General features: G+C 54.9%; 14 protein-coding genes. 8 read left to right on the forward strand and 6 right to left on the reverse strand.

Annotated elements, in window-relative coordinates; all coding sequences use genetic code 11:
- Window positions 1-24 precede the first annotated feature (24 nt).
- Both M3G15_RS14300 and folE read left to right on the forward strand, forming a co-directional pair.
- The gene (locus M3G15_RS14300; protein ID WP_009227073.1) at window positions 25-267 is read left to right on the forward strand and encodes a YneF family protein; all 243 of its coding nucleotides are present in this window, start codon (window positions 25-27) and stop codon (window positions 265-267) included.
- A gap of 42 nt (window positions 268-309) precedes the next feature.
- On the forward strand, window positions 310-903 hold the full coding sequence (gene folE / locus M3G15_RS14305; protein ID WP_260071319.1) for a GTP cyclohydrolase I FolE: 594 nt from the start codon (window positions 310-312) through the stop codon (window positions 901-903).
- 185 nt (window positions 904-1,088) lie between these two features.
- On the opposite strand, the gene M3G15_RS14310 is transcribed toward folE, so the two are convergent.
- Together M3G15_RS14310 and M3G15_RS14315 are read right to left on the reverse strand one after the other, a co-directional pair.
- Window positions 1,089-2,531, reverse strand: a complete 1,443-nt coding sequence (locus M3G15_RS14310; RefSeq protein WP_260071320.1) for a Fe-Mn family superoxide dismutase — start codon at window positions 2,529-2,531, stop codon at window positions 1,089-1,091.
- A gap of 68 nt (window positions 2,532-2,599) precedes the next feature.
- Window positions 2,600-3,631, reverse strand: a complete 1,032-nt coding sequence (locus M3G15_RS14315) for an alpha/beta hydrolase (protein WP_260071321.1) — start codon at window positions 3,629-3,631, stop codon at window positions 2,600-2,602.
- Window positions 3,632-3,869: 238 nt separating this feature from the next.
- Here M3G15_RS14315 and M3G15_RS14320 point away from each other — a divergent pair, with 238 nt between their 5' ends.
- Window positions 3,870-4,610, forward strand: a complete 741-nt coding sequence (locus M3G15_RS14320) for an IclR family transcriptional regulator (protein ID WP_009227077.1) — start codon at window positions 3,870-3,872, stop codon at window positions 4,608-4,610.
- A gap of 795 nt (window positions 4,611-5,405) precedes the next feature.
- On the opposite strand, the gene M3G15_RS14325 is transcribed toward M3G15_RS14320, so the two are convergent.
- Genes M3G15_RS14325 through M3G15_RS14335 form a run of 3 tightly spaced genes read right to left on the reverse strand, consistent with a single transcriptional unit; the run spans window position 5,406 to window position 8,560 of the window.
- Complete coding sequence (locus M3G15_RS14325; RefSeq protein WP_260071322.1) at window positions 5,406-7,028, reverse strand: alpha/beta hydrolase family protein; 1,623 nt, start codon at window positions 7,026-7,028, stop codon at window positions 5,406-5,408.
- Between the two features lie 35 nt (window positions 7,029-7,063).
- Window positions 7,064-8,167 carry a DUF1648 domain-containing protein gene (locus M3G15_RS14330; RefSeq protein ID WP_009226931.1) on the reverse strand — a complete coding sequence of 368 codons (1,104 nt, stop codon included), beginning with the start codon at window positions 8,165-8,167 and terminating at the stop codon, window positions 7,064-7,066.
- Window positions 8,168-8,173: 6 nt separating this feature from the next.
- Entirely contained in the window at window positions 8,174-8,560 is a 387-nt protein-coding gene (locus M3G15_RS14335; RefSeq protein ID WP_036646601.1) for a GntR family transcriptional regulator, read from the reverse strand.
- Window positions 8,561-8,705: 145 nt separating this feature from the next.
- Here M3G15_RS14335 and M3G15_RS14340 point away from each other — a divergent pair, with 145 nt between their 5' ends.
- A complete protein-coding gene (locus M3G15_RS14340) occupies window positions 8,706-9,143 on the forward strand; it encodes a GNAT family N-acetyltransferase (protein ID WP_260071323.1) in 438 nt (145 codons plus the stop codon).
- A gap of 79 nt (window positions 9,144-9,222) precedes the next feature.
- Here the strand turns inward: M3G15_RS14340 and acnA are convergent, their stop codons facing one another.
- Entirely contained in the window at window positions 9,223-11,940 is a 2,718-nt protein-coding gene (gene acnA / locus M3G15_RS14345) for an aconitate hydratase AcnA (RefSeq protein ID WP_260071324.1), read from the reverse strand.
- 234 nt (window positions 11,941-12,174) lie between these two features.
- Here acnA and M3G15_RS14350 point away from each other — a divergent pair, with 234 nt between their 5' ends.
- The 4 genes from M3G15_RS14350 (at window position 12,175) to M3G15_RS14365 (ending at window position 14,934) form a co-directional block, all read left to right on the forward strand.
- Window positions 12,175-13,179, forward strand: a complete 1,005-nt coding sequence (locus M3G15_RS14350; protein WP_036646604.1) for an amidase domain-containing protein — start codon at window positions 12,175-12,177, stop codon at window positions 13,177-13,179.
- A 54-nt stretch (window positions 13,180-13,233) separates the two neighbouring features.
- Entirely contained in the window at window positions 13,234-14,328 is a 1,095-nt protein-coding gene (locus tag M3G15_RS14355; protein ID WP_036646606.1) for a D-alanine--D-alanine ligase, read from the forward strand.
- 55 nt (window positions 14,329-14,383) lie between these two features.
- Window positions 14,384-14,704, forward strand: coding sequence for a hypothetical protein (locus M3G15_RS14360; RefSeq protein ID WP_009226937.1), 321 nt, complete (start codon window positions 14,384-14,386; stop codon window positions 14,702-14,704).
- A gap of 62 nt (window positions 14,705-14,766) precedes the next feature.
- Window positions 14,767-14,934: a hypothetical protein gene (locus M3G15_RS14365; RefSeq protein WP_009226938.1), complete on the forward strand. Its 168-nt coding sequence runs from the start codon at window positions 14,767-14,769 to the stop codon at window positions 14,932-14,934.
- The last annotated feature ends 2 nt before the right edge of the window (window positions 14,935-14,936 follow it).

A 14,936-nucleotide genomic window follows, 5' to 3' on the forward strand; every position in this document is an offset into this window, starting at 1 on the left:
TTATTATTCAGGGGTGGCTGAAACATGGATATCGTTATTCCAATTATTACTTTAATCGTCGGTCTGGTTGGCGGTTTTGTGATCGGGGTCTTTTACCTCCGCAGACAGTTAACGAAGATGCAAAACGACCCGCAAATGCTGCAGAAGATGGCGAAGCAAATGGGGTATAACCTGAACAGCAAGCAGATGCAGCGTGCGCAGCAGTTGATGAAGAATCAAGGCGGCCCATTGCCGGGGGCGGGACGAACGACGAAGAAGAGAAAATAAAGTAACGTTTCGCCATACTCTATGAAAGGAGGGGCGCTGAAGATGTCCGGATTGAAAGATTACGTCAATACACGGGTAGGCGATCATCGGGAGCAAATCGAATATCATGTTCGGGAAATCCTGAAATTGATCGGGGAAGACGTGAAACGCGAAGGGCTGCTCGAAACACCGGCCCGGGTGACGCGGATGTATGAAGAGATTTTTGCCGGGTATGAAGTCGATCCTCGGGATGTGCTGGGAGTTACCTTCGAGGAAAACCATGAAGAGCTTGTCATTGTGAAGGACATCGTCTATTACAGTCAATGCGAGCATCATATGGCGCCTTTCTTCGGCAAAGCCCATATCGGATATATTCCAAGCGGTCGAATCGCCGGGCTCAGCAAGCTGGCCCGTTTGGTAGAAGCGGTAACCCGACGCCTGCAGGTGCAGGAGCGGATTACCTCGCAAATTGCCGACATCATGGAAGAGGTGCTGCAGCCGAAAGGCGTGATGGTTGTCGTAGAGGGCGAGCACCTATGCATGTGCTCTCGCGGCGTCAAGAAGCCAGGCAGCAAGACCGTGACCTCGGCCGTACGCGGAAGCTTCCGGAAGGATGCGGCTTCCCGGGCGGAGTTCCTTTCGCTCATCAAAGAATAGCCTTTATCAAAGACCTTTGGTTTCGAGTACAAGCCTCGTGAACCAAAGGTCTTTTTATAGTTCTTATTATTGGTACGGACACGTTGTACAGCAATTAAATAACACCATCATTATTCTGTTACTAGCTCTTATCCTCTTCAAAGTGAGCAAAAGAAAGTGAACCATAATAACAAAATGGCAGTCGTTTAAAACGGCTGCCATTTTAGTTTTTTCGCGGCTTCGTACCGTTTGGCGACGGCGGGCCAATAGACGACGTTCCACCAATCTTTGATGTAGTTGGCGCGAGCGTTTTGATGCTTCAGGTAATACGCATGCTCCCAAACGTCCAGCGGCAGCAGCGGAACGACGTCCCATTGCGACAGGTTCTGGTGCTTCTCCGCTGTGAGGATCTCCAGCCGGTGAGCGCGCGGGCTCCACACCAGGATGGCCCAGCCGCCGCCTTCGACTTTGGCAGCTGCTTCAGAGAACTGTTTATGGAACGCGTCGTAGCTGCCGAAATCGCGTTTGATCTGCTCCAGCAGCTCGCCTTGCGGTTTGCCGCCGCCCTTCGGATTCATAATGTCCCAGAAAATCGTATGCAGGTAATGTCCCGCACCGTTAAAGGCCAGCTCCCGCTCCCAATGCTTTACCAAATCAAAATTGCCGGATTTCCGCGCCTCCTGCAGCTTGAGTTCCGCTTTGTTCAAATCGTCAACATACGTCTTGTGATGCTTGTCGTGATGAATGCGCATCGTCTGTTCATCGATATAGGGTTCAAGCGCGTTGTATGGATAAGGCAGCGGAGGGAGCGTATGTCCGCCGATCGGGACGGAGTGTTCCGGTACGCGCGCCGTAATCGCTTCCGCGTTGTTGTCAGCGGCTGGTTCTTGGCGGAGGCTGAGCTCATCCTGTTCCTGCACATGCACCTGCACGACTTCTGCTGCAAGGGTGGCCTCGGACACGTCCGCCGCTCCTGGCACGTCTTGCTCCTCGGGCGTGTTTGCTGCTTCGGAGGCGTCCGCTCTGTTTTGCTCGGCGGAGGTGGTTGCGTCCGTTTCGGCCGTCAAGTCCAGTTGCTCGGACGTGGTGAAGGCTGTTAACTCCTGCGGATCTTCTTCGTTGGCCGAGTCGAAAGACGCTTGTTCGCGGTATATTGGCTGCCCAGCAGCCGCGTGGTAAGGATCGGGATACGGCGGCGCTCCGGCCATGCTGCCGGCGATTTCTCCCGGCCGATTCAGCCGCTCAAGCACCTCAAGGAAATACGCCGATTCCCGGATGATGTGCAGCAGCACCACGGGAGCCAGCGGCACCGACTTCACGGCCGCGCTATGCTTCAGCATGTACTCCAGATGGCGGATAAATTCCTGCGACTGCTGACACGAGGCTCGCAGAAGCCGTTCCGTCTGGCGGATGATCTCTGGACTCGAGGCGGCGTGAGGTGTGGCCAAGGCGTATTGCAGCAGCTTGTCAGCTGCGGCCTCCGTCCCTTCAAAGATCGGCTTCCATTCCTCCAGCAGCCGAACGTAATCGGCCTCCAGGCGGGGAACAATCGCCTGAATGACTTCCGTGTGCTCCGCTTCTTGTTGCTTCCAGAAACGGATTTCCTCCAATATGCGCACAGGCAAAAAAGGCCCGTATACAAACAACATTCGGCCTACCTCCTCAGGGATAAGAAGTACATTACTACCAGCTTATTGGTGAGGAGGGTTGGCTTATGCTATTCGGATGCGGACCCGGTTTGAATATTCGTTTGTTGGGAGGCGAGCTTGATCTGGCCCAGGAACAACGACACTTTACGCAGATATTCCTTCGGATGCTCGCGGAAAATCAATTCATGATGCGCGCCGTCTACGATCCATACGCTAGAAATAGGATTCGTTTGGTTGGCCGCCAGTTTCTCAGCGATGGGGTAAGGCGCTTTCTCATCCTCGGTGCCGTGGATGAACAGGATCGGGAAGGGATAATCTTCCGATTTGACCTGGGTATACGGAATTTGCCGCAGGCTGGTACCGTTTAACACCGGAAGCAGCATACCGATAATCTCCAGCGACGGATGGCGCGGCAGGTCGATGTGCTGGCGGATGTTGTGGTACATCGTATCCGGCTCCAGCAGGAACGTGCTGTCGAGAATCATGCCGTCGATGTCCGGGCTTTTTAAACCGGCTTGCAGTGCAGTGCCGGCCCCCATGGAGAAGCCCCAGACGATGATCTCTTGGCTGCCCAGTTGTTTGGCAACCTGGATCGCTCCGAGCAGCTGCTGGGCTTCTTTTTTGCCGCCGGTGGCGACCTCCTTGCTGTTCTCCGCAGCAAAGCCGTAATCAAACATCAGGACATTAAAATTCAGACGATGGGCAAAATTGGCCAGATCATACATCGGAATCCAGTACTCCTCGCGGTTGGCCCCATACCCATGGCTAAATACGATCGTTTTGACGGAATCTTCCGCCGGAATATACCATCCTTGCATCATTCGGCTCCCGTCAGCCGCGGGGAAGGTGATGTTCTGGTAATCCAAATTAATAGACAGCTTCGGATTGGAATAAAGCGGCGCCACCTTGGGGTTGGAGAGCACCCAGGCGATATAGCCGTGCAGCGAGATAAAGCAGAAGATCAGGAAGAACAGCACGGATAATAAGAGGGCAATGATAATGTTTTTGATGCTGATGTGCCGGGCTGTTGCCGCGGGAACATCGCCGGAAACGTACGCCGAAGGAGGCAAGGGAAGATCATTTCGACCGGTGTGGCTCATACGCTTCCCTCCCATTACTAGATTATATGATTGAAATTTGGACTGTTTACAATTGAAGAAAACGCTTTTAATGGAGGGGGATCGAAGAAAATGTCGAAATAACACGATTCCCCTGAATTTAATCGTAAGTCGATCCCTGTTGAATGTCAATGGAAGGTGTTTCATTGACGGAATTTCGCTTCTTTCATATAATTTATGTAACCGAGTTTCATATAGTGAAACCTAAGGAGGATGCCGGATGGAAGACCGGAAGCTGACGGTGCGCGCGGTTGAGCGGGCTTTGGATATATTGGGATGTTTCACAAAAGCAAGCGATCTGGGGCTGACGGAGATCGCCGCCGAAATCGGCCTGCATAAAAGCACGGTCCATCGCTTGTTGACCACGCTGGAGGAGCGGGGCTTTGTGATCCGTGATCCTGCTACGGAGAAGTACCGTCTCGGCCTGAAGATCTGGGAGCTGTCGACCCATATGTCCCACAGCGACGATCCCGCTGTGCTGCTGCTGCCGCAGATGGAGCGGCTGCGCGACCGGCTCGGCGAGACGGTCAGCCTTTATTTACGTGACGGCATTGAGCGGATACGGATTCAGGCGGTGCAGAGCAACCAGGCCATCCGCCGGGTCGCGCCGGTCGGGGCGCGGCTGCCGCTGTACGTGGGCGCGTCCAGCAAGGTGCTCGTCGCCTACTCGGGCGAAGAGGTGCTCCAGGCGGTGCTGGACAGCCCGGACTGGCCGCCGACGATCGATAAGGCGGCCTATGTGGCGCAGCTGGAGGATATCCGCAAGGCGGGATATGCCACCAGCTACGAGGAGCGGGAGCCGGGGGCGTCCGCCGTCTCCGCGCCGATATTTGACCGGACAGGGAAGCTTGCAGCCGCCCTGTCCGTGTCGGGGCCGGTCAGCCGCTTGACGCTGCAGCGGCTGGAGGAATACGGGCCGATCCTGGTGGAGGCGGCCCGGGAGATGGGCATGCTGATGTAGGCGCGCCTGGCGGCAGCCGCGATCATCATGCCTTGCATGGCCAAAACGCCTGCGCGAGGGGGGAACCCTGCGCAGGCGTTTTTTACGTTGTTATTGGAATCACGATAACTCCGAAATGGCTTCAATAGGGCTTGAAAAAAATGTGCTTTATTTTATTAAAAATGCAACATTGCTCCTTTTTTTAATTCTTTATGCAACGCCAGTGCCACAACAGGCGAAGCTTCCAGCAATAAGGCCACTTTTTACCGCTATATACTCACGGAGATTAAGCTTTGCTGCGAATAGCGGTAATATATGGCCTTATTGGGCTCGAAAAACGCCCCGGCAGGCGTAGCAGCCCGCGATAAGGCCACTTTTTACCGCTATAAGAGCACAAGGACGAAGCTTCTCCGCAAATAGCGGTAATCTTTGGCCTTATTGGGCTCGAAAAACGCCACAACAGGCGAAGCAGCCAGCAATAAGGCCACTTTTTACCGCTATAAGAGCACAAGGACGAAGCTTCGCCGCAAATAGCGGTAATCTTTGGCCTTATTGGGCTCGATGAACGCCCCGGCAGGCGTAGCAGCCCGCGATAAGGCCACTTTTTACCGCTATATACTCACGGGGATGAAGCTTCGCCGCAAATAGCGGTAATCTTTGGCCTTATTGGGCTCGATGAACGCCCCGGCAGGCGTAGCAGCCCGCGATAAGGCCACTTTTTACCGCTATATATTCACGGAGATAAGCTTCGCTGCGAATAGCGGTAATATATGGCCTTATTAGGCCCAATATACGCCATAATAAGTGCAACGCGGCTTACTTGATCCCCTGAACCCAAGCTGCAATATCGTCGATGATCTCCTTGGAGACGTTGGACGGTTGGGCGTACTCGGCGCCGATCGAGAGGCCATCCACTTTGGCCAGCAGGTGGTTGACCTGCGGATACGATTTAAACGCGACGTCTTTGCGGTTTTGCAGCGCGGTTTTCCAGCCTTCAAATTGCTTCATCGTCACTTGCCAATCGTTCTCGCCTTGCAGGATCAGCATCGGAACGGATTGCTGCTTGGCGAGCTCGGCCGGCACGTAGTTTTTCTGCTCAAACCACCAGTACGCCGGTTGGGTCGGGAATTGCTCCGGCATATGGTCAACCGTATACTGCGGGTCGTTGACCATCGCGGCGATCGACGTATACACCGCAGCTTGCTGCTCGTAAGGCGCCGGGTCCAGGCCGAGCTCCTTCACACGGCTGACGAGCTCCGCTTGCTGCTCAACCAACACATCGGCGAATTTACCGCTTGGTCCGGATAGCAAGATTGTCCCGGCGATGTCGCCGCTGGTATCGCCTGCGATGATCAACGGCATCGCATAACCGCCTTGGCTATGGCCGGCGACAAAGATGCGGGAGGCATCGATCTCCGGTGTCTGTTTCAATAACGCGACCGCCTTCAGGGCATCGTCGACCGTCTCTTTTTTCAGCGTAAACTTCGAATCGGCGGCCACTTTAAAGGTATGCTCGTACGTGACTTTGTCGTACCGCAGAACGGCGATGCCTTGCGCAGCCAGGCCCACCGCCAGGTCACGGAACGGCTTGGCGCTGCCGATCGCCTCGTTCCGATCGTTGGTTCCGGAGCCGTGCACCAGCACAACGGCAGGGAACGGGCCGTTGCCCACAGGCAGCGTTAAGGTGCCCGGCAAGGCCATGGCGCCTTCCCCAACGGTGACTTCCCGCTCAGTATAAGCGGCGGCATCTTCGTAGGCAGGCTTTTGGTAGGCCGAGCTGGCAGCGGCAGCGATATACATATCGTCGATCTCACCGGCGGCATTCAGCCGCAGCGTTAAGTTCACAGGAACTGCGGCCGTTTGAAAGGCGTACGTTACGTTGCGGTGGACGGTATTGGACGTTTCACTCTTGGATGGAGTGCCAACCACTTTGCCGAACACCGCTTCATAATTGGCCCATAGCTGGTTCAGCAGGGAAGCCGGAAGGTAAGAAGATGCAGAGGCGCTGACGTATTTCGCCGCTTCGGCGCCGTTACCGGCAAGCAGCGCTTTCAGGAACAAGTCGGCGGAGTCCGCAGCTTCCGCATCCGTCTGCGCCGATTCATTTTCCCCAAACACCTCAACCAGCCATTTGGCATCGACCAGCGCCCGGCCGTTCGTTATACGTACAGGCTCCCCTAAAATAGTACGTTTCCCGTCCACCAACGCTTCCGACGAATCGAGGGTCAGCTCCAGCTTATGGCCGTTCTTGGTGATGAGGATGCTGCGGCTTTCCGACAGCCAATCGACTTGCGCGCCAAAGTCTTCGGCCGCTTTCCGTACAGGGATGAGCGCAGTGGCGCTTTGCTGAGATGCCAGAGCGGATGCTGGCGGAAGTGCCAGACTAAGGGTGAGTGCAACAGCGGCGGCATGCTTGAATAGTTGGGATCGTTGGGTCATTTCATTTTCCTCCTTAAATATCAAATGAGCTTCATCTATTTAGTAAGCCAGGCAGACCAGGCGATGACGACCAGAATGCCCAGCAGGGTGAGCCATGATATCGGATTTGCGAAGTTCATCGTCCAGCCGATCCCGGTTCTTTTCTCCACAAAAAGAGTTGGGTCCTGCGGATTAAAGTAAATCGCTCCCAGCTTCCAGTAACGGTCATCGTAAACCGGCGCGGCGCTTGCATTGCCGGGGACACGCCCGCGTCCGATTCGGCTGCCGCCTTGGCCTGTCGTAAAGGTCAGCACCATGGCAAATAAGACAATAAATACAGGGACGGCCAGGCTAACCATCGTGATCACGCTGATATCCATGGGACGAATCATGTTAACTTGAATGAACGAAAACATCAGGATCAACGCCAAGGATGAGGCTACTGTGAAGACGGACCATCTCCGGCGGAACGCGGCGTTTTGACGGAGCGAGCGCTCTGGATCGGAGGTCCGGAGCTGTTGTTTGCTGTGATGGATCGACCAATTCACAAACCAGAACAGCAACGTTAAGATGATCTGCATCACGTTAGGAAACAACACGATGCGATAAGATTTAGCGGCACTGCTGACCACTTGACCCGAAAAATCGAACTTCATTGCGACCGTATCAGGGATAGACGCGTATTGGCTTAGGGTCAGGGCTGCACTTACGACAATGATGACGGCGTGGATCAGAAACCACTTGCCGGATAATGCCAGCCTTTGCCGGCGAAACCCGGTGTCCACCGCAATCAAGGCCGGAGAGTCCGGAGCGGCGGGCAGGGACGGGCGGAGTTTTTTCATCCGGAAGTAAAACGCTAGATGGAGTCCCGTGGAGATCACGAGGACCACTCCGAGATAAATGGCAAACAGGATACCCTGCTCATTGCCATTCTTGTTCCACAGGCTCACGAAGCAGGCAATCAGCAGGAGTGAATAGATGGTTCCGCTGATGGAGGCATACAGCCTGCGCAGCCGCCGCACCGGTTCGCTCCAGTATTGCTCCTCGCTAACGGATACGCCGAAGCTTACCGTCTCCCGAGTTAAATAAGGCATCAAGGCTAAGGACGCCAGCAAGGGCAAAAACATCAACAATAAGAGAAATGTAGATAGTAGCTGCATTTCGGTTTACTCCTTTCGAGAAATCTCTTGGTGGATTTGCTCTACAATCCGAAGCAGTTCTTCCTTCTCCATCCCGCGGCAGATGGCTTCGGCCACGATCGGACGCAGCTCGCGCCGCTGTTTCTCGCGAAATTCCGGCGTAATCGGCGGCATGGCCACCGGATCGACGACAACGCCTTTTTGGCGGTGGACTTGGATGTAACCTTCCTGCTTCAGAATCGTATAGGCTTTGTTCACCGTATGCAGGTTAACGCCGATATCGGAAGCCAAGCTGCGTACGGAGGGCAAGGGTTCGCCCAGTTGAAGCCGTCCGCTGGCAATCCCTTCGATAATTTGATTAACCAGTTGTGTATAAATCGGGACCTCCGATTGTAAATCCAACTGAATGATCACGGACAGGCATCTCCTTTTTGTTCTAACTGTTATACATTAACTATAACAGATAGTTTGTGTGGTGTAAAGTGCTGCAGGAGCGATTGATTGACGGGTACCTGAAATCATGATTAGATGATCCTGACCATGAATGGGGGAGTTATAGGTGTCGGATCAGACGGAGGGGCGTTTGACCGGATACTTCAGCTGGTATTCAGCGGGTGGGGTGGAGGCGAACATCAATGCCATGGTGCATCCGCAGCAGCGCCGCCAAGGTATTTTCCGAACTTTGCTGGAGGCGGCGGCAACGGACATGCGCGAGCAGGGGATTCAAGCCTGCCGATTTAAAGTTCCGGCGGATTCGGATGCCGGTCAACATACCATGGAGCATCTTGGCGCCCAGTTTGACAAATCGCAGTACGCAATGGAGTTTCTCGCTTTACCGAGCGATGAGATCAGGAACCCGAACCTCGCGCTTCGCCCGGAAACGCTGAAGGATTTCGGATTTATGGTGCGCTGCTCCACACAAGCGTTTGGCGATTCGGAGGAGTGGACGCTGCGTTATTTCGGTAATACCCGGGAGATTACTACACATGTAAGCTAAAAGCATGGCCATAAGATGAAAAAAACGAGTTCCCTTCACACACCGTGAAGAGAACTCGTTTTTGATTTGAAGCGTTGATTTACGCGTTTGCTGCGATCATTTGACGCAATACGGTTTGCAGGATGCCGCCGTTGTGATAGTAATCCACATCGACCATGCTGTCGAGGCGGGCAATCACCGTGAACTGGAACGTGCTTCCATCCTGGCGGGTTGCCGTTACGGTTAATTCTTGACCCGGCTTCACGTCGTTGCTCAGGCCTTCGATATCAAACGTTTCGGTGCCGTCGATGCCTAGCGTTTTCCAGCTTAAGCCTTCCTTAAATTGCAGCGGCAGTACACCCATGCCGACCAGGTTACTGCGGTGGATCCGTTCGAAGCTCTCCGCGATAACCGCTTTGACACCCAGCAGGTACGTGCCTTTCGCTGCCCAGTCACGGGAGCTTCCGGTACCGTATTCTTTGCCGGCAATGACAACGAGGTTTTGGCCTTCGGCTTGATATTTCATCGAAGCGTCGTAGATCGACATCACTTCGTCCGTCGGCAGGTATTTCGTTACGCCGCCTTCCGTACCTGGCGCCACTTGGTTGCGGATGCGGATGTTGGCGAACGTGCCGCGCATCATGACCTCGTGGTTACCGCGGCGGGACCCGTAGGAGTTGAAGTCTTTGCGTTCAACTCCATGCTCTGTCAAATATTTGCCCGCCGGACTGCTTGGCGAAATGTTGCCCGCCGGAGAGATATGGTCGGTCGTTACCGAATCGCCGAGCAAGGCCAGCACACGTGCACCGCGGATGTCTGCAATGTCGGACAAGCCTTCGCCAATCTTCTCAAAGAACGGCGGATTTTGGATATAGGTCGATTTCTCATCCCACTCGTACAGCTCGCCTTGCGGAACCGGGATGGAATTCCAGCGTTCGTTTTGCGTGAAGACATTCTCGTATTTGCTGCGGAACATCTCCGGACTCATCGATTGGCCGATCACTTCCTTAATTTCTTGGGAAGAAGGCCAGATGTCCTTCAGGTAAACCGGCTTGTTGTCGCGGTCGTAGCCGATCGGATCGTTTTGCAGGTCGATATTCACCGTACCCGCGAGCGCGTAAGCAACGACCAGCGGCGGAGAAGCCAGAAAGTTCGCTTTCACCTGTGCATGGACGCGGCCTTCAAAGTTCCGGTTCCCCGAAAGTACCGCCGCAACCGTCAGATCGTTATCGGCGATCGCTGCGCTGACTTCGTCCGGCAATGGACCGGAGTTCCCGATACAGGTTGCGCACCCGTAACCGGCAACGTGGAAGCCAAGTGCTTCGAGCGGCTCGATTAAGCCGGCTTTTTGCAGATACTCCGTTACCACGAGGGAGCCTGGGGTCAAGCTGCTCTTCACGTAACCCGGCTTGGTCAGACCGCGTTCAACGGCTTTCTTCGCCAGCAGGCCAGCGCCGACCATAACGCTTGGGTTGGAGGTGTTGGTACAGCTCGTAATCGCCGCGATAACGACGGCGCCAGTTTTCAGTTCGCTGGTTGAACCGTCCGGATGCTTCACCGGTACGGACTGCTCGATCTTCTCTTCGGTCAGGCCGTAACCGCCTTTCTCAACCGGCGTGCGGATGATGGAGTTGAAGCTCTCTTTCATCGCAGTAAGCTCGATGCGGTCCTGCGGACGCTTTGGTCCGGCCAAGCTTGGTACGACGGAGCCAAGATCCAGCTCGATCAGATCGGTAAATACCGGATCCGGCGTATCGTCCGTGCGGAACATGCCTTGCGCTTTGTAATAGGCTTCAACCAGCGCGATTTGCTCTTCGGAGCGGCCGGTGCTGCGCAGATAAGCGAGCGTTTCCTTATCTACCGGGAAGTAACCGATCGTTGCACCGTATTCCGGGGCCATGTTTGCCACGGTCGCGCGATCGGCAAGGCTGATGTTGGTCAGGCCTGGGCCATAGAATTCCACGAATTTGCCGACAACGCCTTTCTTCCGCAGCATTTGCGTAACGGTCAGCGCCAAGTCGGTGGCCGTAGCGCCCTCAGCCAGGCTGCCGGTGAGCTTAAACCCGATAACTTCCGGAGCGACAAAATAGAGCGGCTGCCCCAGCATGCCCGCTTCGGCCTCGATCCCGCCAACGCCCCAGCCAACGACGCCAAGACCGTTGATCATCGTCGTATGGGAGTCGGTGCCTACGAGCGAATCTGGGTAAACGAACGTTTCGCCGTTTACGGTCTTCGTAGCGGCCACAGATGCCAGATACTCCAGGTTGACCTGGTGAACAATCCCGGTAGCCGGAGGTACGGCGCGGAAGTTGTTGAAGGCGGTTTGCGCCCAGCGCAGGAAGCGATAACGTTCTTCGTTGCGCTCAAACTCAACCTTCATGTTGTACTCAAGCGCATCTGGGGAACCAAACGCGTCGACCATGACGGAGTGGTCGATGACGAGGTCAACCGGCACGAGCGGGTTGATTTGTTTCGGATCCCCGCCGGCTTTCTTCACGGTGTCGCGCATCGCGGCGAGGTCGACGACGACCGGTACACCGGTGAAATCCTGCAATACGATACGAGCGGGGATAAAAGGAATCTCTTTATTCTCATCGCGGCCCTCGCTCCAACCGGCGATTTGCTTCACATGTTCTTGGGTGATCGCTCTTCCGTCATATTGGCGGACAGCGGCTTCAAGCAATACTTTAATGGAGAACGGAAGTCTGGAAATCTTCCCCAGACCTTGCTGCTCAAGAGCTTGCAGGTCATAGTAGCGGTAGCTCTTGCCGCCGACCTCCAGCGTACGGGCAGCGGAGAAAAAATCGTTCGCTGACATGAATGAACCTCCTTGATTGTAGTTTCACTAGATGAAACATTATTTCAAAAATTCCTGATTTAAGTATACCTTTCCTACCGTGGGGAGTAAAGTACTTTTTGTACCTGATTTAGGCTCGTTTGGGCTGTATCGGTGCGGTTGAATGGGCTTTCAAGCCTAGGATGACCAGGTGCAAAACATACTCCCTCCCAGGCGTTCATATAATGGCTAATAGTGAAAAGGAGGCGTGGACGTATGGCGGAGGAATGGAAGAAGACGTTATCGGTTTATGTAAACGAACAGAACCAGGACGAAGTGGACTATCGCACGCCTAGCGGGGGCACGGTCGTAACCGATGTGGATTATCTAATGCGGCGGGGTGAGCGGAAGCGCAGACTGGAGAGCTGGTATCGCCTTCGGGGAGCCTCGCCGCTGCGCTGCGAGACCCGGGCCAAGCTGGTGCGTGAGATCGAGAAGCGCGAGGGCGAGATCGAGGTCGATCTGCAGCTGTCCCGCAAAATATACTATGAAAAAGGCGGAGCCCGCCATCAGGAGGAGCGAATCGAAAAGCAGCGCCTAACCTTGGCGCGCGACGGTTCCGGCTGGATCGTCAGCAAGGTGGAACAGCCGGTGCCTGAGCGGCATCCGGTGATGGTGCTCCCTGATCATAATGAAGAGGAAGCGGCGGGGAGCAAGGGAGCTGTGCCGCGGCCGTTTTTGAACCACGAAGTTCTCGGGATAGGCGGCGCACGCAGCATCGCTTACCGTCGCGAGGAAGCCGTGATATACGCTGATCGGTGGTGGGACAGCTTTAATCCGGAATTCGCCGCCTTTGAGGTGGATTGCACGAACTATATCTCCCAGTGCCTCTTTGCAGGCGGAGCCCCAATAAACTATACTGGAAAAAGAGAATCGGGCTGGTGGTACAAAGGTTATGTCGGCGGACGGGAGCTGTGGAGCTACAGCTGGTCAGTGGCCAATGCGTTAGCGCGCTATCTCGGCCAGAGCCGAACCGGACTTCGCGCCGAACTGCTCGAGCGTCCGGAGCAACTCCAGCTTGGCGATGTGATCGCCTACGACTGGGACGGCAACGGCACGTTTCAACACAATACGATCGTGACCGCGTTCGACGCTGGCGGCATGCCGCTGGTTAACGCCCATACGACGCCAAGCAAGCACCGTTATTGGGATTACCGGGATTCCTACGCCTGGACCGAAAAGACGGTGTATCGTTTTTATCATATCGCGGACCGCTTCTAGAGTTGAGTTCAATGAAGGTTCATTGAACTACATATTTAAGGAAAGAGGTTGCTCATGGGACAGGACAGAATTACCGTAGGCCTCATCTACGGGGGTAAATCAGGAGAGCATGAGGTTTCGCTGCAGACGGCCTTCGCCGTATCTAAGGCGTTTAATTTTGACAAGTACGAGTTACTTCCTTTTTATATCGATAAGCAGGGCAAATGGAAGGTGGGCGAGAAGCTGCACGCGCCGTTTGCCGCACTGGAGGAGCTGAAGCTTGAGGAGAGCAAGGGCGATACGGCTGCTGCGATGGGGCTGTTGTTCAGCAAGCTGTCGACGGGCCAATCGGAAATTGACGTAGTGTTCCCGCTGCTGCACGGCACCAACGGCGAAGACGGCACGATTCAAGGGCTGTTCGAAATGGCAGATTTGCCATACGTCGGAGCAGGCGTACTGGCTTCCGCGGCCGGGATGGATAAGGTCATCATGAAGAAGCTGTTCGCCGAGGCCGGACTCGAGCAATGTGCGTACTGCTATTTCACCGCATCCGAGTGGGAGCGCTCAAGCCACACGCTGATCCAGAGCATCGAGGAGAAGCTTGGCTATCCGTGCTTTGTCAAACCGGCGAACCTTGGCTCCAGCGTAGGGATATCCAAAGCGCGAAACCGTGAGGAGCTGCTGTCCTCCGTGGCGCTGGCCTTCCGTTATGATTTGAAAGTGATCGTTGAGGAATTTGTGGACGCCCGCGAAGTGGAGGTCGGGGTGCTCGGCAACGATGAGCCGCTGGCCTCAGTACCAGGAGAAATCGTCTCCTCAGGCGAATACTACGATTATCAAGCCAAATATTTGGATGGAAAATCGCAGATGCTGATTCCTGCGCCGATCGATACCGAATTGGCTGAGCGCATCCGGGAACTGGCGGTTAAGGCGTTTAAAGCGATTGCCGGCAGCGGGCTGTGCCGGGCTGATTTTTTTGTGCGGAAGTCGGATCATAAAATTTGGATTAACGAAGTGAACACGATGCCAGGCTTCACGCCGTTTAGCATGTATCCGCTCTTGTGGCGCGAAACCGGAGTGGCTTATGAGGTGCTGCTGGATCGCTTGATTGAATTGGCGCTGGAGCGCTATGAAGCCCGGCAGGCGTTGGAATTCGAAAGCGGCATTTAGTCAGCGGCGGCGATTGCCGCCCGGACGGCCGGCTGAATGAAAGGAAGGGGTAACGGTGGGGTTTCAAACGGAATTCAACTCAGTGTGTAAGTTCAAGAAAGAGCAGGAGCTTTACGAACTGTTGGAATACGGCAAGGGCAAAATGCTCAAAGAAGGGCTGCGCGTGTTCCCGACAGGACAGAAGGTCATCGCATATTCACCGGATAACAAGGCGGTGGCGATCGTGAAGATCACCGCTTGTGTTGCCGAGATCAACTTCAATGGAGAGGAAGTTACTTCGGTTGAGCTGGAACTGATCCGTCCGCTGACGGAGGAGGAGTCTGCCGTGCAGACCGCTCTGGCGCACGAAATGTTCTTCGGAGATCCAGACGTTTAACGACCTCGAGACCCTGGAGCAGCGATCCGCGCGGACACGCCGATCACGTTATCGTCCTTCCTTTGCTTGAGTTTCTGCGCAGTATCGCCCCGATCACCGAGCGGGTGGATGTGATGCTGGAGGCGAAGCTCAAGGACGGGGCGCTATCTGCGTTAATGGAGGATTTAGCGCGGTATCGGGAGGAAGGCGTGGAAATTTTGGATGGAGCGAGCGTGCGCATCCAACCGTAATT

Source organism: Paenibacillus sp. p3-SID1389 (genome assembly GCF_025151705.1).
GTDB lineage: Bacteria > Bacillota > Bacilli > Paenibacillales > Paenibacillaceae > Fontibacillus > Fontibacillus phoenicis.

Bases quoted from the DNA above. Each gene is read 5' to 3' on its own strand.
- M3G15_RS14300 (WP_009227073.1), top strand. From the start codon at position 25: ATGGATATCGTTATTCCAATTATTACTTTAATCGTCGGTCTGGTTGGC.
- folE (WP_260071319.1), top strand. From the start codon at position 310: ATGTCCGGATTGAAAGATTACGTCAATACACGGGTAGGCGATCATCGG.
- M3G15_RS14310 (WP_260071320.1), bottom strand. From the start codon at position 2,531: ATGTTGTTTGTATACGGGCCTTTTTTGCCTGTGCGCATATTGGAGGAA.
- M3G15_RS14315 (WP_260071321.1), bottom strand. From the start codon at position 3,631: ATGAGCCACACCGGTCGAAATGATCTTCCCTTGCCTCCTTCGGCGTAC.
- M3G15_RS14320 (WP_009227077.1), top strand. From the start codon at position 3,870: ATGGAAGACCGGAAGCTGACGGTGCGCGCGGTTGAGCGGGCTTTGGAT.
- M3G15_RS14325 (WP_260071322.1), bottom strand. From the start codon at position 7,028: ATGACCCAACGATCCCAACTATTCAAGCATGCCGCCGCTGTTGCACTC.
- M3G15_RS14330 (WP_009226931.1), bottom strand. From the start codon at position 8,167: ATGCAGCTACTATCTACATTTCTCTTATTGTTGATGTTTTTGCCCTTG.
- acnA (WP_260071324.1), bottom strand. From the start codon at position 11,940: ATGTCAGCGAACGATTTTTTCTCCGCTGCCCGTACGCTGGAGGTCGGC.
- M3G15_RS14350 (WP_036646604.1), top strand. From the start codon at position 12,175: ATGGCGGAGGAATGGAAGAAGACGTTATCGGTTTATGTAAACGAACAG.
- M3G15_RS14355 (WP_036646606.1), top strand. From the start codon at position 13,234: ATGGGACAGGACAGAATTACCGTAGGCCTCATCTACGGGGGTAAATCA.